The organism is Streptomyces sp. SAS_281 (genome assembly GCF_052542855.1).
On record NZ_JBMNDO010000014.1, the window covers coordinates 46,945 to 63,707 of the forward strand.

Below are 16,763 nucleotides of genomic sequence, written 5' to 3' on the forward strand. Positions count from 1 at the left end.
GCTCGCGGAACTTCCCGCGTGCCCGTCGCTCAGCGGATTCGGTCCCGGGGCGCGGCAGGATGGGAAGCATGTCTTCTGCCGCCTTCACCACCACGGTCCTGCACCTCACGACGGGCTCGACGGAGACCGTCACCGACCTGACATCGGACTGCGAACAGTTCCTCGCCCGCGCCGCCTCCGGCCGCGACGGCCTGCTCAACATCTTCGTCCCGCACGCCACCGCCGGAATCGCGGTCCTGGAGACCGGCGCGGGCAGCGACGACGACCTCCTCTCCACCCTCCACACCCTGCTCCCGGCCGACGACCGCTGGCAGCACCGCCACGGCCACCCCGGCCACGGCCGCGACCACGTGCTCCCGGCCCTGGTCCCCCCGCACGCGACCCTGCCGGTGATCGCGGGCCGACTGGAACTGGGCACATGGCAGTCGGTGTGCCTGGTCGACACGAACATGGCTAAAGACAACCGTCAGGTTCGTCTCAGCTTCCTGGGCTGACCAAGATCGTTCAGTGGGTCGTGCCGCCGATTCTCCGTACCATGCGCGCTCGAACGGAGAGAAGAAATGCGCGGTACGGACCTCAATGCGATCGAACGACCCTACGACGGATGCGGCAAGTGCCTGCTCGGAGTGCGGCGGCTGTCGCGCGTGAAGCTGGCGACGTCTTCGCCTGAGCGCCAGCGCGAGAACGTGCTCTCTGCCGCCGCCTCCGTCGGGGCTCACATCATCGGCTGGGCGGACGACTGGGAGGTCTCCGGAGCCACCGATCCCGTGACCCGCCCCAGCCTGGGCCCGTGGCTCCGTGACGAGAGGGGCCCGTACGACGGCTTGGTCGCCGCAGCGGTGGACCGGCTCGGCCGCAACGTCGTCGACTGCCTGAACACCGGCTACAAGATGCGCGACGAGAAGAAGATGCTCGTCACTTACGGGCACGACGGAGCCTGGAACCTCGACGACTCCGCCGACGAAAACCGTTTCACCATGGAGGCGTGGGGCGCGCAGATGGAACTGCGCGCGATCCAGCGCAGGAACCGTGACGCCACCGTCAAGACCCGTGCCGCCGGCCGTCCGAAGGGCAAGTCGTCGTACGGCTTCCAGTACGTGCGGAAGGTGATGGGAGGGAGGATCGATCAGGTCGAACTGCATCCGCATGCGTCGGAAGTGCTGCGGAACGTCGCCCGCCGCATCCTGGCCGATCCGGACAACGACACCGGCAGCAGCGAGGCCGCGCGTCTCAACCGTGCCGGGGCACCGTCACCCGCGGAAGAACATCCTTCTGTCGGAAGCCGCCCCCGGGTATCTGATGCACCGCAACAGGCCCGTCCTCGGCAGGGGGGACGGTCACCCCGTACGGCTCTGCGAGGGGCTGTGGGACCGGGCCACGCACGAGGCGCTCAGGAACGCCATCCTCTCCCGGAAGGCTCCCTGGACCCGCCTCGCCGAGCAGCACGTCGAGCCGCGGCTCGGTCGCGCTGCGGCGGTGGATCGGCTGGTACGTGCCGACCAGGCGCTCGACGGAGCGCCGCACGCCCGTCACCTCGTCCAGGACCCGCAGCGAGGTGCGCACCGCCTGGCCGACCAGGGCGTGGACCGCCGAGTCCGGGGTCAGCACCGTCCAGCCGCTGGGGGCGGTGCGGGCCACGGTGACCAGTCGCAACTCGGTCAGGGCCGCCGGCGCGGCGGCGAACTCCTCGCCGGACCAGTCCAGTTCGCGGCGCACCTGATCGGGCCACCAGAGCGGGTCCGCGGCGATGCGGGCGTACAGTTTTTCGGCGTGGCTCCTTCGGACGTCAGGCCTCGCAGCGCGCACCCCACAGCACCCCCGTACTTGCGCGCAGCCGATTGAAGCACGCCGGGGGCGTCCCGGCCCCCGATACGGGGCAGCGGGGAAATCCGGCGGGGGTGAAGTCCGGCCAGCGGCCCGCCGTACGCGAAGAATCCTGGCGCCCAACGGGTACCGGCCGTTATTTTCCTGCCGTCCGGCGCCGGGCCGTGTCTTGATTTCGCAGTGTTTCTTCGTCATGGCCGTGAAGACCCCCGGATGACCTGGGGTCTTCACGCTCCCGGACGCCGTACGGGTCGGTCCCCGGCGGCCCGCCTGGCCGGAACCGGCGAGACCCGTGATCGTTTTGCGCGGGGGGCCTGTCCATCTGTCGGACCACGCCTTAACAGGATCTTCCGTCGCGCTTTATCGTCCCCGTGTCCGGTTGCTGCACGGCATTTAGTTGCCATGGGTGCGAGGAGGCGGAAATTGAAGACACATGAGGATGTTCCGGGGGAGTTCCTGGACAGTGGACTTCTCCGACGCGTGTACGGATTCATGCTCGACGCCAGCAGGTGTGACGGGGACGCGCTCGATGTGGAGACGGCGTGTGCACAGCTGGAGGTGCGCGAGGAGCACTTCCGGGAGGCGCTGGCCGACCTGGTCGCCCTCGGCCTGCTGGTGAACCGGCCGGGGCGCGGCTTCGTCGCCGTGTCCCCCGACGAGGCGACCACCCGCGTACTGCTCCCCCTGGAGTCCGAACTGCGCACCCGGCGCGCGCGGGTGGAGGAGGTCAGGCGCCGCCTGGTGTCGTTCTCGCCGGTCTTCGACGCCAGCCTGCTGGCGCGCGAGAACCGGCGCCAGATCGAGACCATCGACAACCTCCCCGACGTGCGGGCCGCGATCGCCGAGCTGTCGGCCAAGGCCGGCCGGGAGATCCTCACGGCCCAGCCGGGCGGCGGCCGTCGCGAGGACGTGCTGGTCGAGGCGGCGCCGCGGGACTACGACACCCTCGACCGGGGCGTGGTGATGCGGGTCCTCTACCAGCACACCGCCCGCTCAAGCCGGGGCACCCAGTCCTACGTGGAGCAGGTCACGCGCCGCGGGGCCCAGGTGCGCACGCTGGACGACCAGTTCATGCGGTTCCTGGTGTTCGACCGGGAGTGCGCGGTGTTCGCGAACCCCGCCGACCCCAACGGCGCGGTGGTGGTGCGCAATCCGTTCGTGGTCGCCTTCATGGTGGAGACGTACGAGCGCCTGTGGCTGAGCGCGGAGCCCTTCGAGGCCGACGGCGACGCCCAGCCGGAGATCATGGACGACCTCAAGGAGGCCATCGTCCGCCTGCTCACGGCGGGGATGACCGACGCGGCCGTGGCCCGCCGCCTGGGGATGTCCGTACGCACCTGCCGGCGCCACGTCGCCGAGATCATGACGTCCCTCGACGCCGAGAGCCGCTTCCAGGCCGGTTACCTGCTCGCTCTGCAGGAACAGCCCAAGTGACCTGCGGTGACGCGCCAGTGCCGCCGCGTCGCCACGGTCCTCCACGCCGCAGCCCGATTGACTCCCCCTCGTCCGGCTTGCCCCTTTCCTTCTCGTGGACATCAAGTTGCCATGCAGCTTGATGCTCCACCGGTTCTCCACTACTCGGCCCGCGCTCCTGGCACGTTGATGCCAGAACGGTGAGCGGGCCCGCAGCGCGGTACGGCGGAATTCGCGAGAACCGGTGACAGGGCGCGGCAACGGACGTAGTGAGGGGCTGGACAGTGAATCGCTTCGGCAAGGTGACTGCTGCGGGAATCGCGATCATCGTGGCCGTCCTGGGCAGTGCGGAGGTTTCCGCCGCAGGGCAGCGGGGAATTCCCGCGACCGCGACCGCCGCCCCGGCCGGCGACACCGGCTGGGGATAATTCCGTGTCGAATTCGATCAATGACCTGTACCGGAGCTTGGCGGAGCACCCCGAACGCCGGATGCGTTTCGTGTCCTTCGCCGGAAAACTCGTAACGAGGAATTTCCCGGAGATTTACAAGGACGTCCTGGAACTCATGGACGAGTTGCGGGAATCCGGGTGCCGGGCCGGTGACCTGGTGGGGGTGACGGGCCCCAACTCCTACGAGTGGGTCCTCGCGGACCTGGCCCTGCTCGGTCTCGGCTGCGTCCCGGTGGCCCTGGCGCTGGAGCAGGGCGCCGACGGCCGGGCGCTGGCGGCCCTCGCCGACGCGTACCGCCTCGCGGCGGTCCTCACGACCAGGGCGCCCGAGCCGGACAGAGAACGACCGGCCAGAGAACTGCCGAATGGTGAGCTGCCGGACGGCGTCGCGGCGCTCACCGCGCGGCCGTTGAAGCTCGTCCGGCGCGACATCCCGGCCGGTGCGCGACCGACCCTGCCGGGGGACGCCTTCACCATTGCCTTCTCCTCGGGCACCGCGGGCAGCAAGAAGGGCCTGCTCATGTCCGCAGCGGGGGTGGAGAACACCATGCGGATCTCCGCCGAGGCGTGGCGGCTCACCGCCGACGACGACCTGCTGATCGTGATGCCGTTCTCCAACTTCCAGCAGCGGTACCTGCTGTACACGGCCGTGCGGTACGGCACCGACGTGACGGTGGTCCCCCCGGAGCGGATGCTCCAGAAGCTGCGCGAACTCGCGCCCACGGTCGTCCTCGGGCCGCCGTCCTTCTTCGAGCTGCCCGCCAACCGGGTCGGCTCGGCGGGCCCGCGCGAGCGGCTGCCCTACCTCCTGGCCACGGCCCTGCACGCGCTCGTCCCCGGGCGGGCCAGCCGCCGGCTGCGGGCCCGTCTCGGGCGCCGCTGGACGGGTGTGTACGGGTCGCGGGTGCGGCTGATGCTCACCGGCTCGGCCCCGGTGCCCCCGCGCACGGTGCGGGTGTTCCAGTGCCTGGGCGCACCGCTCTTCGAGGTTTACGGGAGCAGCGAGATCGGCTGGATCGCCTTCAACCTGCCCGGCGGGCACCGGATCGGCAGCGCCGGGCGCCCGGTGGACGGGGTGCGCGTGGACGTCGCGGACGACGGCGAGATCACCGTGCGCACCGGACTGCCCCAGTGCCTGGGGTACGTCTTCGAGGGCGTCGGCACGCAGGACGCGGTCTTCCTCGGCGACGGCCGGATCGTCACCGGGGACCTCGGGGAGTTCGACCGCGCGGGCTTCTTGCGGCTGAAGGGCCGCAAGAAGAACGTGATCATCACGCGCAGCGGGGTGAAGATCAACCCCGAGGAGCTGGAACTCGCCCTGGAGAAGGCCTGCCCCGGCGTGCGGGCGATGGTCGCGGCGCCGGACGGCGGCGGACTGCTGAACTGCGTCGTCTGGGTCGAGGACGTGGCGGACGCGGACCGGGTCGCGCAGGTGGAGGCGTACCTGGAGGAGGCGAACGGGAAGCGGGAGTCCGCGCTCAGGATCGCGCGGACCGTCTTCCGGCCCTCGGCGGAACTGACCGTCGAAGAGGGCCTGCTGACGAGGAATTTCAAGATCGACCGCAATGCGGTCACGCGAAGGGTCTTCGCCGAACGGACCGGAGTGGGACGTTGAACACGAGCCAAGCGAGCGACGAAGAGATGTGCCGGATCATCGCGGGCGCCATCCCGAAGAAGGCGGCCAAGGGCGGGGTGCGCCCCGAGATGAGCCTCAGGGGCGACCTGGGAGTCGACTCCCTGGCGCTGATGAGCATCGTCTTCGTCCTGGAGGAGAAGACCGGCATCGACGCCTTCGGCCGGGTCGACGCGTTCGTCGCCGCCGAATCGGTGGCGGACGTCATCGACATCGTCCGGCGGGGCTGAGGGACGCCATGGACGAGAAGCAGAAGATCATCGACTTCCACACCCACGTGGCCTCCGGGATGTGCTTCCCGAGGTCGTTCAACGACGGCGTGGTGGACAACATGACGGTGGCGCTGACCAGCAAGGGCCTGCCCGTCTCCCGGGACAAGGTCGCGCGCATGCACGCGGGCACGCTGACCGACCCCGACTGCGACGAACTGGTGCGGCAGATGGACGAGGCGGGCATCTCCGAGTCCGTCCTGCTGCTGCCCGACTTCACGTACGCGCTCAGGGACAGCACCCATACCATCGAGCAGCTCATCGACCACCACCGGGCGGTCGTGGAGCGCCACCCCGGCCGCTTCCGGGTCCTGGTGGGCGTGGACCCGCGCTGGGGCGCCGACGGGCTCGCGCTCTTCGAGCGGTCGATCGTGGAGTACGGCTTCGACGGCATGAAGCTGTACCCGCCGTGCGGCTACAAGCTCTCCGACGAAGCCCTCTACCCGTACTACGAGATCTGCGAGCGGTACTCCCTGCCCGTGCTCTCGCACATCGGGGCCACCTCGCCGGTCCTCGACTTCGAGATCGCCCAGCCGATCTACGTGGACCGGGCCGCCAAGGACTTCCCCGGCGTCGACTTCGTCCTGGCGCACGGCAGCGTCCACTACCCGGACGAGGTCGCGATGCTGTGCAACAACCGCCCCAACGTCTACGTGGACGTCAGCGGCTACGAGGCGTTCGGCGCCACGGCCCTGCGCACGCTGTTCGGGCGCGGCATCAACCACAAGGTCCTCTTCGGCACCGACTGGCCGGTCTTCCGGCTCCAGGGGCGCCAGGTGAACCTTGTGGAGAAGCTGGAGAAGGAAGGGGCCTTCCCCGAGTCGATGAGCGACACCGACCGGGACCTCTTCTTCCACGGCAACGCGGCCCGGCTGCTCGCCAAGAACAAGCTGAAGCAGGGCGCGCCGTCCGCCGCGTGAACCGCCGCGGGACCCGCCCCATCCCCCCCGTACCCCCATTCCGGTCGCAGAAGATCATTTCCGGCTACAGAAGGGCAGCGTCGTGTCTGAAAGCTCGACCGAGACCGAGTTCCTCGGCCTCACCGACGAACAGGTGGAGTTCTTCCAGGAGAACGGCTTCGTCGGCCCGTTCGACCTGTACGGCGAGGAAGAGGCTCCACTGCTGTGGAACCAGGCCATGATCGAGATGGTCACCTCGCAGAACAAGCCGCACAACTCCACGGTCATCAACTACGACCGCCACCTGGACTGCGACACGCTGTCCGCGCACGTCGGCCGCCCCGAGATCGTGCACAAACTGCGCAGCCTGATCGGCGACGACATCCTGTGCTGGAAGACCAACATCTTCAAGAAGGCGCCCGGCGACGCGGGCACCGGCTGGCACCAGGTGGAGACCTTCGTGGTGGGCGAGACCACCACGGACGCCACGCCTTCCCTGAAGTACACCGAGGAGGGCCAGGCCTACACCCAGGAACTCACCGTGTGGACCGCGTTCTCCCCGGCGGGCAAGGAGAACGGCTGCCTGCGCTACATCCCCGGCAGCCACAAGAAGTGGTACTACGACGAGTCCAAGCCGCTCAACTACGACGTGGAGAGCAAGTCCCACGACTTCTTCGGCTACGACTACTCCGAGCTCCAGCTCGACAAGGACTGGAACCCGGACGAGGAAGAAGTCTTCGAGATGGAGATGAAGCCCGGCCAGTTCGTCATCTTCCTCGCCAAGTGCATCCACGGCTCGCTGCCCAACGTCAGCGACACCACCCGCCTCGGCTACGCCTCCCGCTACGTCGCCCCTTCGGTGAAGGTCTACGAGGACGTCGACAGCCTCAGCGAGTTCGGCGACACGATCAGCCTGGACTACCACGGCAGCGTCCTGGTCTCCGGCGAGGACGCCTACGGCCACAACCGCATCCTCGACAAGAACCTGAACGGCGTCCCCTTCGAGAAGGTCGAGACCGATGAGCGCTGACGACGGCCGCGCGAAGTTCGCCGACTTCCTCGCCACCCAGACCATGACGGCGGGCATCACCCGCGAGGACGTCGAACGGGCCACCACCCGCGAGGAGCTGGGCATCAGCTCGCTCAACATCATCCTGCTGCTCGTGAACTACATCAAGGAGGAGACGAACGACAGCGTCCAGCTGCGCCCCGAGTGGGTGTCCAGGCTGGGCGACGTCGAGGGCATCGTCTCCGTCGTCCGCGAGATCGACGCCTGCGCACTCGCCGCGGCGAAGTGACGCGCACGGCACCGCGCACCCGGACGCGGCGGTACCCCCGCCGCGTCCGGGCCCATGGAAACGGGAGACAGTGACACCACACCCGACCATCGGCCTCGGCTCCTTCGCGTGCACCTTCGGTGCCCTGGAGCGCAAGGCGCATGACATCCCGGACTTCGAGCGGCTGTGGCAGGAGCAGTCCTCGGACGCCGACTTCGCCGCCATGGGCTGCGGGACCTTCCGCGCCTTCGCGGGCCCCGTCGAGGACCACGTCGTCGAGACGGTGCGCGCCACCCTGTGCGACGCCTCGGTGCGCCCCGCCGACGTGGACCGCGTCGTCTTCGCCACCAGCGACGCCCGGCTCGCCTCGCTGCGGCCCGACTTCGCCGCCGAGATCCTCGGCGCCCTCGGCCTGGTCCACTGCGTACCGGTGGTCCTCTCCTTCCAGCAGTGCTGCAGCTCGCTCGCCGCGCTGCGCCACGCCAGGGACCTGCTGGCCGACGAGGAGGTGCGCAACGTCGTCCTCGTCTCGCTGGACTACACGCCCGACGACGCCGACCGCGTCCGCTCGTTCGCCCTGTTCGGCGACGCCGTCGCCAGCTGCCTGCTGACCCGCGGCGACGGCCTCGTACGGCTGCTGTCCTCGGCCGTCGGCGTGGACCACGCGGGGCTGCGCGGCCAGGACTCGTTCCTGTCCCGCCAGCAGGTGGCGCAGACCGCCCTGGCCGCCGCCCTCGGCGCGCACGACCTCGTACCGGGTGACGTGACGAAGGTCTTCCCGACCAACCTCTACCGCCCCGTCGCGCTCTTCAATGCGACCATCGCCGGGATCGGCCGGGAACAGCTGCACTTCAGCGGCCCCCTGGAACACTATGGCCACTGCGGCAACTCCGACTGGATGATCAACCTGGCCGACTACCACGACCAGGTCGGCATCCGCCCGGACGAGACGTACCTGGCCCTGTCCTCGGCCCCAGGTTTCTTCGCCTGCGGGCTGCTCGCGGGCGCCTGAACCGGGCCGGACGACCAAGCAGACGAACACAGCGAAGGCGAGACGCATGAAGATCTCAGTGGACGACCTCTCCGGGCGCGACATCGCGGAGTTCCTTCAGGCGCACGTCGAGGAGATGCGGGCCATCACCCCGCTGGAGAGCAAGCACGCCCTCGACCTCGACGGACTGCGGGTGCCCGAGGTCACCTTCTGGACCGCGCACGACGGCGACGCCCTCGTCGGCTGCGGCGCCGTCAAGCGCATCGAGGAGGGCCACGCCGAGATCAAGTCGATGCGTACCGAACCCACCCGCAAGCGCTCCGGCGTGGCCTCGCTGCTGCTGGCCCACATCATCTCCGAGGCCCGCGCCATGGGGTACCGCAGGCTCAGCCTGGAGACCGGCGCGACCGACTTCTTCGCCCCGGCCCGCGCGCTCTACGAGAAGTTCGAGTTCACCTACTGCGCGCCCTTCGCGGACTACAAGGAAGACCCCAACAGCGCGTTCATGACGCGCCTCCTCTGACATCCCACCCTCCCCCCGACGAGGAACGGTCGATGAAGGACACCCCCTACCCGTACGACACCACGCTCTACAGCCGGCTGTTCCTCAACTGCTACCAGCGCCAGTCCCTGGTGATGCTCGCCGAACGGGGCCGCCCCGTGCACCGGTTGCTCTTCCGCGGCCTGGTCAGCACGGACGAGATCCTGCGGCAGGTCATCAGGGAGCAGCGCCCCAAGTACGACTTCGAGAGCGGGATCGCCGGGCAGGACGACCTCGCGCACCTCGGCGTCGTCAAGGAGGAGGCGGCCTTCGAGTCGTACGCCGAAGCCCGCGACCTCCTCCTCGACGTGGTCGCGCGGGAGGGCTACGCGATCCTCGTCGGCGACGTCTTCTACTGGCCGCACTGCCCCGAGTACCGCAAGCAGCACCTGGTGCACACCATCGTGCTCACCGGCCACGACGCGGACACCGGCCACTGGGACGTCGTCGACGACAACCCGGCCAGCCTGCTCTGCTCCTACCGCTACCCCGAGGACGTGATCGCGGCCTCCTTCGACAACGGCGCACTGCGCCGCCTCCGCTCCTACGCGACCAAGGACCTCGACCCCGGGCGGGCCGAGCAGGGCACCCGGGCGGCCTTCGCCGCCCTCCTCGACGGGCACCGCGACAGCCACGAACTCCTCACCGGCGCCGCGGACCTCATCTCCTGCGCCTGGATCGCCCGGGAGCGCGTCGTCGCCTCCCTGCACGCCGCGTTCTCCCTCTACCAGGGCTCGCGCACCGTCCTCAGGGAGTACCTGCGGCACGCCGGCGGCGACCCGGCCGCCGACGACCTCCTGGACCGGCTCGTGCGCGGCGCGTCCGAGGTCATGAACCACCTGCTCCTCGCCCAGGTGACCGGCGCCCTCGACGCGCGCTGGACCGCGGACGCGTGCCTCGGACTGCGGCGCGACGAGCGGGAACTCCTGCCGCGGCTACACGCCGCCGCGGGCGCCGCGGGGCGGGCGTGAGCGAGTTCCAGACGGCGGTGCTGCTCGCCGACATCGCCCTGATCATCGCGGTCGCCCGGGTCGCCGGACGCCTCGCCCGCCGCCTCGGCCAGCCCTCCGTCACCGGCGAGATCGCGGTGGGCGTCCTGCTGGGCCCGACCCTCCTCGACGGGGCCGTGTCCGCCGCGCTCTTCCCGACCGAGGTGCGGCCCTACCTGGGCGCCGTGGCCAACCTCGGCCTGGTGCTCTTCATGTTCGTCATCGGCCTGGAGTTCGACTTCGCGCGGCTGCGCGGCTCCGGCCGGGTCACCGGCGCCACCGTCCTCGGCTCCACGCTGGTGCCGTTCGCGCTCGGCGTCCTGCTCGGCGCGTACCTGCTGCGCTCGTACGACCCCGCCGACCGCCCCGCCTTCGTCCTGTTCATCGGGGTCGCGGTGTCCGTGACGGCCTTCCCCGTCCTCGCCCGCATCCTCGCCGACCGCGGCATGAACGGCACCTGGCTCGGCGCCGTCGCCCTGTCCGCCGCCGCGTTCTGCGACCTCGCCGCCTGGACGACCCTGGCCGGACTCCAGGCCCTGGCCGGTGCGGGCGGCGCCCACCCCTGGCTGGTCCTGCTCGTCCTGCCTTACGCCCTCGTGCTCTTCCTCGGCGTACGGCCGCTGCTCGCCCGGTACCTGGCCCGGCGGGGGAGCGGCACGCCCCTGTCCGCCGGTGACGTCACCGTCGTCGTCAGCGGCGCCCTGGGCTCCGCGGCCGTGACCCAGCTGCTCGGACTGCACTTCGTGATCGGCGCGTTCCTCTTCGGGCTCGCCATGCCCCGGCTGCACACCGCCGCCCACGACGGGCTGCTGCGCCGCACCGAGCACACCACCACGCTGCTGCTGCCGGTGTACTTCATCGTCGCCGGGTTGAAGGTGGACCTCTCCGGCATCGGCATAGAAGGACTCGTCCAGCTCGCCTGGATCATGGTCGTGGCGGTCACGGGCAAGTTCGCGGGCACCTGGCTCGGAGCCCGCTCCCAGGGCGTCCCGGCCCGCGGCTCCGCGGTCCTGGCCAGCCTGATGAACACCCGGGGGCTCACCGAACTCGTCGCGCTCGGCGTCGGCCTCGAAGCGGGCCTCGTCGACGAGCGCCTGTACTCCCTGTTCGTCGTCATGGCCGTCGTCACCACCGTCATGACCGGCCCGCTGCTCGTCCGCCTGATGGGCCGCGGCGACGGTGCGCCCGCACTCCTCGCCCCGGACCTCGCCGCGGGACGCGGGGCGCGCGTGGGGGCCGGCACCCGCGGGTGACCCCGGCCCGCCACGGGCCGCCGGCCGGGCTGCTGCTCCCCGGCGCCGAACTCGCCGAGGCCTTCGAGGGCCCCCCGGACGCCGAGCTGTTCCCCGAGGAGCGCGCGCCGGCCGACCTGGCCGCCAGCGAGGAGCGCCGCCGCGAGTTCGCCACCGTACGGACGTGCGCGCGCACCGCCCTGGCCGAGGCGCTGACGCTGCCGAGGAGCGGCGGCACCTGGCACGCCTGGCCCGCGCCCACCCCCTGGTGGCCTGGGACAGCGTCCTGTTCAGCGCCAGGGAGAGCGTCTACAAGGCCTGGTTCCCGCTGACCGGGCGCTGGCTGGGCTTCCTTGACCGCGCCGTCCTCCCGGACCGCGCCGCCGCACCGGATCCGACGCGCGGGACGTTCACCGCCGTGCTGCGCGTGCCGGGGCCGGAGCTGGCCGGGGGTCCGCCTGGAGCGGTTCACCGGCCGCTGGCGGGTCCTTGACGGGCCCGGCGGCGCCCTGGTGGGCACGGCCGTCGCCGTACCCGCGCATGTCTGATTTGTCTCCACGGGCATCAAGTTGCCACGCAGCTTGATGCCCACGGCCGGGCGAGCTGTGGCGGCGCCCGGTCTGGCACAGTCGTCCACGGCGCCGACACCGGCCGAGAAGCAGTCACCCGACCCCCTCGCCCGGCGCCCCCGGCCCGGCGCCGTCCCCGCCGGCCGTCCCCGCCTGCTGTCCACGACCGCTGTGCCGACCCCCGGCGTCCCCGCGCCGCCGAACTGCCGAACTGCCGAACTGCCGAAGCTTTCTTCGTACTTCCTGGAGGTGAAACGAATGAGTGGCGTGGTGGGCTGGATCGACTTCCGGCGCGAACTGGGCGACCAGCACAGCTTGCTGCATTCGATGACGCGGACCATGCTCCACCGCGGCCCGGACACCGAGGACGTCTGGATCGACGGGCACGCCGCCATCGGGCACCGCGGCCTGGTCACCGGACACCCCGAAGCGGTGCGCCCCGCACGCGTCACCCTGGGTGGCGCCACCGTGTACGCGGCGCACACCGGCGAGGTCTACAACGGCGACGAACTGCGCCGCGACATCGAGGCGGCCGGGGGCGCGCCGCGCGGCGGCGCCACCGCCGAGGCCCTGCTCCGGGCCTACCTGCTGTGGGGCACCGACTTCGTCGAACGGGTCAACGGCGCCTTCGCCTTCGCGATCTGGGACGGCCGCACCCGCCGCCTGCACCTGGGCCGCGACCGGATGGGCGTCAAACCGCTCTACCACCACCCCTACAACGGCGGCGTCCTCTTCGCCTCCGAGCCCAAGGGCATCCTCGCCAACCCCCTCTTCCGGCCCCGCCTCGACCTCTCCGCGCTGCCGGTCGTCCTCCAGCCCAGGCTGGCCAGGCCGGGCGAGACGCCGCTGAAGGACCTGTACGAGGTGGAGCCCGCCCACGTCGTGACGTACGGCGAGACCGGGTCCAGCAGGCGCCGCTACTGGCAGCTGGTCAGCGAGCCGCACCACGACACCTTCGAGCAGACCGCGCGCCGCGTGCGCGAACTCCTCGACGACACCGTGCGCCGCCAGCTCACCAGCGACGTGCCGCTCGGCGCGATGCTCTCCGGCGGCGTCGACTCCACCTCCGTCGCCGCCCTCGCCGCGGACGCCCTGCGCAAGGACGACCCGAACCGCGAACTCGCCACGTTCTGCGTGGAGTTCGAGAGCGACCCCAAGCACTTCGTGGCCACCGAGCTGCGCCCGGACATCGACGCACCCTACGCTGCGCAGGCCGCCGCGTTCCTCGGCACCCGCCACTCCACGCTCACCGCGTCGGTGCAGGACCTGCTGGACGTCATCCCCGCCACCCGGCGGGCCCGCGACCTGCCGGGCTGGGGCCAGTTCGACGCCTCGATGTATCTGATCTTCCAGCGGATCCGGGACAACTGCCCCGTCGCGCTGACCGGCGAGGCCGCCGACGAGGTGTTCGGCGGCTACCCGTACTTCACCAAGCCCGAGGTGCTGGGCGCCGACCGCTTCCCGTGGCTCTTCGACGGACCGAAGCTCTCCCGCTACCTGGTCCCCGACCTGCTCGCCGCGATCGACCCGGAGGAGGACGAGCGGGCCCGCTACGCCGACACCCTCGCGCGCGTGCCCCGGCTCGCGGGCGAGAGCGCCGCGGACGCCCGCCTGCGGGAGGTCTTCTTCCTGGGCCTGTCAGGACCGCTCTCGGTGATCCTGGACCGCAAGGAACGCATGAGCATGGCCCACGGGCTCGACGTCCGGGTGCCCTTCTGCGACCACCGGCTGCTCCAGTACGTGTGGAACGTGCCCTGGGAGCTGAAGTCGCGCGGCGGCGTGAAGGGACTGCTCAAGGCGGCCATGGCGGACGTCCTGCCGCCCGCCACCGTCCACCGCAAGAAGAGCGCCTACCCGCACGTGCAGAACCCCGACTACGACCGGGCCCTGGTCCGCGAGGCGACCTGGATCGTCAACGACGACGCCTCGCCGCTGAAGGACCTGTTCGACACCGGGCGCACGAACGGGCTCATCGCGCAGATCTCCGCGGGCGCCGTCCACGGCGAGCTGCCCGGCGGCTCCAACCAGGCCGCGCTGCTGATCCAGCTCGTCGAACTGCGCCGCTGGATGGAGGAGTACCAGGTGTCCCTCCCCTGACCCAGGCCCCGCCGACGTATCGACCGCCCACCCCAGGGAGTACCCCTTCATGCTCGAACTGGTCCCCATCACCGACGGCATCGGCACCGAGGTCCGCGGCCTCGACGTCGCCCGGCCGCTGTCCGACCGCGACGCCGACCGCATCCACCGGGCCTGGATCGACACGACCATCCTGCTCATCCGCGGCCAGGACATGACCCCGGAGCAGCACATCGCGTTCACCCGGAACTTCGGCGAGGTGTTCGCCTACACCCGCTCGCAGTTCAACGACGTCGAGCACCCTGAGATCCTCATCCTGTCCAACCTCACCAAGGACGGGAAGCCGATCGGCTCGGCCTACAGCGGGCGCGTCTGGCACAGCGACGGCGCCTACCTGACCGACCCGCCGGTGGGCTCCATGCTCTACGCCCGCGAGATACCGCCCGCCGGCGGCGACACCTGGTACGGCAACATGTTCGCCGCGTACGAGGCGCTGCCGGAGCGGGTCAAGGAGCGCATCGCCGACCTGCGGGTCGTCATCAGCCGCGTCCAGTCCCGGCCCTACAACTACCCCGACCGCCCCGCGCCCACCGAGCGCGAGCGCGCCGAGTGGGCCGACGTCTCGCACCCGCTGGTGCGCGTCCACGAGGAGAACGGCCGCAAGGCGCTCTACGCGGGAGGCAACGTGCCCTGGCGCATCGAGGGCCTCTCCGAGCACGAGAGCGCCCCGCTGATCACGTTCCTCCAGGAGTTCGCGGTCCAGCCCCGGTTCACCTACCGCCACCAGTGGCAGGTCGGTGACATCGTCCTGTGGGACAACCGCAGCGCGATGCACCGGGCCACCCCGTACGACCACGTCAACCACCGCCGCCTGCTGCACCGCACGACGATCACGGGTCGTCGCGCCGGCGCGGCCTCGGCCGCGTGAGGGGGCGGGCACCGGTGACGTACGACTTCATCGTCGTCGGCGCGGGCGCCGCGGGCTGCGTGCTCGCCGGGCGGCTCACGGAGGACCCCTCCGTCCGCGTCCTGCTCCTGGAGTCCGGCAGCGAACGGCGCAGCCCGCTGCTCAACGTCCCCGCCGCGGAGACGATCCTGATGGGGAACCCGAAGTACGACTGGTGCTTCGAGACCGACGCCGACCCGACCATCGAGGGCCGCAGCGTCGGCATCCCCCGCGGGCGCCTGCTGGGCGGCTCCAACCAGATCAACGGCATGATCTTCGTGCGCGGCCAGCGCGAGGACTACGACGACTGGGAGGCCCTGGGCAACCCCGGCTGGTCCTGGGAGGGCGTGCTGCCGCACTTCCGCAGCATGGAGCGAGTCACCGGCATCGAGGGTGCGAGCCGGGGCCGCGAGGGGCGCATCGCCGTCGGGCTGCCGCGCGACCGCGACGAGCTGACGGACGCGTTCCTCACCGCCGCGGTCAAGGCGGGCCACCCCGAGAACCCGGACTACAACTGCGGCGACCAGGAGGGCTTCGGCTACTACCAGGTCAACCACGAGGAGGGCCGCCGCTCCTCCGCCGCGGGCACCTACCTCAAGGCCGCCCGCACCCGCCCCAACCTCACCCTGGTCACCGAGGCGCACGTCACCGCCCTGCGCCTGGCGGGCAGGCGCTGCGTCGGCGTCTCCTACCGGCGCGGCGACACCGAGCACACCGCCGACGCCGCCCACGAGGTGATCCTCAGCGCCGGGGCCGTGCAGTCCCCGCAGCTCCTCGAACTCTCCGGGATCGGCGACGCGGACCACCTCGCCGACGTCGGCGTGCCCGTGGCGCACCACCTGCCGGGCGTCGGCGAGAACTTCCGCGACCACTTCGCCTCCCGGCTGCGCTGGCGGGTGCGGCGCCCGATCACCTTCAACGAGCGCTCCCGCGGACTCGGCCTGGTCCGCGAGTTCGGCCGCTACGCCCGCGAACGGCGCGGCCTGCTGAGCCTGCCGATCGCCCTCGGCCACGGATTCGTCCGCTCCGACCCCGCGCTGACCCGTCCCGACCTGCAGTTCCACTTCGCGCCCGCCAGCTACGGCGGCGGTCGCAGCCGCCGCCTGGACACGGCGCCCGGCATGACGCTCGGCGTCTACCCGCTGCGCCCCAAGTCCAAGGGCTCCGTCCACATCCGCTCCCGGCAGCCGCTGACCGCGCCGGCGATCCGCACCCGCTTCCTGGAGTCCGAGGCCGACCGGGCCGCCCTGGTCGCCGGGATGCGCATCGGCCGCCGCATCATCGAGGAGCCGGCCATGGACCCGTACCGGGCGTTCGAGCTGCTGCCCGGCAGCGAGGTTCGCACCGACGACGAACTCCTCGACTACGCGCGCCGCAACGGCGACACCTCCTACCACCCGGTGGGCACCTGCCGGATGGGCGACGACCCGGGAGCGGTCGTCGACGCCCGCCTGCGGGTGCACGGACTGCACGGCCTGCGCGTCATCGACGCCTCGGTCATGCCCGCCATGGTCTCGGGCAACACCAACGCCGCGAGCATGATGATCGGCGAGAAGGGCGCCGCCCTCGTCCTGGCCGACCACCGGGCCAGGACCCGCGCGTAGCAGCCCCCGCCCACGCCCCCCCGCGCGCAACCGCCCCCGCGCCACACGCCG

At 71.1% G+C, this 16,763-nt stretch carries 16 protein-coding genes and 1 pseudogene; 16 read left to right on the forward strand and 1 reads right to left on the reverse strand.

Features of this window, described 5'->3' with window-relative positions; translation table 11 throughout:
• The first annotated feature begins 68 nt into the window (after positions 1-68).
• Together ACN6LM_RS08005 and ACN6LM_RS08010 are read left to right on the forward strand one after the other, a co-directional pair.
• Positions 69-494, forward strand: a complete 426-nt coding sequence (locus ACN6LM_RS08005; protein ID WP_445064568.1) for a secondary thiamine-phosphate synthase enzyme YjbQ — start codon at positions 69-71, stop codon at positions 492-494.
• Positions 495-560: 66 nt separating this feature from the next.
• Positions 561-1,004: pseudogene (locus tag ACN6LM_RS08010) on the forward strand (recombinase family protein); the annotation flags it as partial.
• A 226-nt stretch (positions 1,005-1,230) separates the two neighbouring features.
• Here ACN6LM_RS08010 and ACN6LM_RS08015 read toward each other — a convergent pair.
• Positions 1,231-1,806, reverse strand: coding sequence for a hypothetical protein (locus ACN6LM_RS08015; RefSeq protein ID WP_445064610.1), 576 nt, complete (start codon positions 1,804-1,806; stop codon positions 1,231-1,233).
• A 441-nt stretch (positions 1,807-2,247) separates the two neighbouring features.
• On the opposite strand from ACN6LM_RS08015, the gene ACN6LM_RS08020 reads away from it, so the two are divergent.
• The 14 genes from ACN6LM_RS08020 (at position 2,248) to ACN6LM_RS08085 (ending at position 16,712) form a co-directional block, all read left to right on the forward strand.
• A complete protein-coding gene (locus ACN6LM_RS08020; RefSeq protein ID WP_445064569.1) occupies positions 2,248-3,258 on the forward strand; it encodes a LuxR family transcriptional regulator in 1,011 nt (336 codons plus the stop codon).
• A gap of 411 nt (positions 3,259-3,669) precedes the next feature.
• Positions 3,670-5,301 (forward strand): AMP-binding protein, encoded by a 1,632-nt coding sequence (locus tag ACN6LM_RS08025; protein ID WP_445064570.1) that lies wholly within the window; start codon positions 3,670-3,672, stop codon positions 5,299-5,301.
• Positions 5,298-5,549, forward strand: coding sequence for an acyl carrier protein (locus ACN6LM_RS08030; RefSeq protein WP_445064571.1), 252 nt, complete (start codon positions 5,298-5,300; stop codon positions 5,547-5,549). Before ACN6LM_RS08025 ends, ACN6LM_RS08030 begins: the two co-directional genes overlap by 4 nt.
• Before the next feature lie 8 nt (positions 5,550-5,557).
• The gene (locus tag ACN6LM_RS08035; protein WP_445064572.1) at positions 5,558-6,508 is read left to right on the forward strand and encodes an amidohydrolase family protein; all 951 of its coding nucleotides are present in this window, start codon (positions 5,558-5,560) and stop codon (positions 6,506-6,508) included.
• An 82-nt stretch (positions 6,509-6,590) separates the two neighbouring features.
• A complete protein-coding gene (locus ACN6LM_RS08040; protein ID WP_445064573.1) occupies positions 6,591-7,517 on the forward strand; it encodes a chlorinating enzyme in 927 nt (308 codons plus the stop codon).
• Complete coding sequence (locus tag ACN6LM_RS08045; protein WP_445064574.1) at positions 7,507-7,785, forward strand: hypothetical protein; 279 nt, start codon at positions 7,507-7,509, stop codon at positions 7,783-7,785. Before ACN6LM_RS08040 ends, ACN6LM_RS08045 begins: the two co-directional genes overlap by 11 nt.
• A gap of 70 nt (positions 7,786-7,855) precedes the next feature.
• Entirely contained in the window at positions 7,856-8,776 is a 921-nt protein-coding gene (locus tag ACN6LM_RS08050) for a hypothetical protein (protein WP_445064575.1), read from the forward strand.
• A 46-nt stretch (positions 8,777-8,822) separates the two neighbouring features.
• A complete protein-coding gene (locus ACN6LM_RS08055; protein ID WP_445064576.1) occupies positions 8,823-9,278 on the forward strand; it encodes a GNAT family N-acetyltransferase in 456 nt (151 codons plus the stop codon).
• A 32-nt stretch (positions 9,279-9,310) separates the two neighbouring features.
• Complete coding sequence (locus ACN6LM_RS08060) at positions 9,311-10,267, forward strand: hypothetical protein (RefSeq protein WP_445064577.1); 957 nt, start codon at positions 9,311-9,313, stop codon at positions 10,265-10,267.
• A complete protein-coding gene (locus ACN6LM_RS08065) occupies positions 10,264-11,538 on the forward strand; it encodes a cation:proton antiporter (protein ID WP_445064578.1) in 1,275 nt (424 codons plus the stop codon). Before ACN6LM_RS08060 ends, ACN6LM_RS08065 begins: the two co-directional genes overlap by 4 nt.
• Positions 11,539-11,701: 163 nt before the next feature.
• Positions 11,702-12,010: a 4'-phosphopantetheinyl transferase superfamily protein gene (locus ACN6LM_RS08070; protein ID WP_445064579.1), complete on the forward strand. Its 309-nt coding sequence runs from the start codon at positions 11,702-11,704 to the stop codon at positions 12,008-12,010.
• A gap of 334 nt (positions 12,011-12,344) precedes the next feature.
• Positions 12,345-14,183: an asparagine synthase (glutamine-hydrolyzing) gene (asnB, locus tag ACN6LM_RS08075; RefSeq protein ID WP_445064580.1), complete on the forward strand. Its 1,839-nt coding sequence runs from the start codon at positions 12,345-12,347 to the stop codon at positions 14,181-14,183.
• A 49-nt stretch (positions 14,184-14,232) separates the two neighbouring features.
• The gene (locus tag ACN6LM_RS08080; protein ID WP_445064581.1) at positions 14,233-15,090 is read left to right on the forward strand and encodes a TauD/TfdA dioxygenase family protein; all 858 of its coding nucleotides are present in this window, start codon (positions 14,233-14,235) and stop codon (positions 15,088-15,090) included.
• A gap of 14 nt (positions 15,091-15,104) precedes the next feature.
• Positions 15,105-16,712, forward strand: coding sequence for a GMC family oxidoreductase (locus ACN6LM_RS08085; RefSeq protein WP_445064582.1), 1,608 nt, complete (start codon positions 15,105-15,107; stop codon positions 16,710-16,712).
• The last annotated feature ends 51 nt before the right edge of the window (positions 16,713-16,763 follow it).

Excerpts from the sequence above, each read along its gene's own strand:
- ACN6LM_RS08035 (WP_445064572.1), top strand. The coding sequence starts at position 5,558 with ATGGACGAGAAGCAGAAGATCATCGACTTCCACACCCACGTGGCCTCC.
- ACN6LM_RS08005 (WP_445064568.1), top strand. The coding sequence starts at position 69 with ATGTCTTCTGCCGCCTTCACCACCACGGTCCTGCACCTCACGACGGGC.
- ACN6LM_RS08045 (WP_445064574.1), top strand. The coding sequence starts at position 7,507 with ATGAGCGCTGACGACGGCCGCGCGAAGTTCGCCGACTTCCTCGCCACC.
- ACN6LM_RS08080 (WP_445064581.1), top strand. The coding sequence starts at position 14,233 with ATGCTCGAACTGGTCCCCATCACCGACGGCATCGGCACCGAGGTCCGC.
- ACN6LM_RS08060 (WP_445064577.1), top strand. The coding sequence starts at position 9,311 with ATGAAGGACACCCCCTACCCGTACGACACCACGCTCTACAGCCGGCTG.
- asnB (WP_445064580.1), top strand. The coding sequence starts at position 12,345 with ATGAGTGGCGTGGTGGGCTGGATCGACTTCCGGCGCGAACTGGGCGAC.
- ACN6LM_RS08055 (WP_445064576.1), top strand. The coding sequence starts at position 8,823 with ATGAAGATCTCAGTGGACGACCTCTCCGGGCGCGACATCGCGGAGTTC.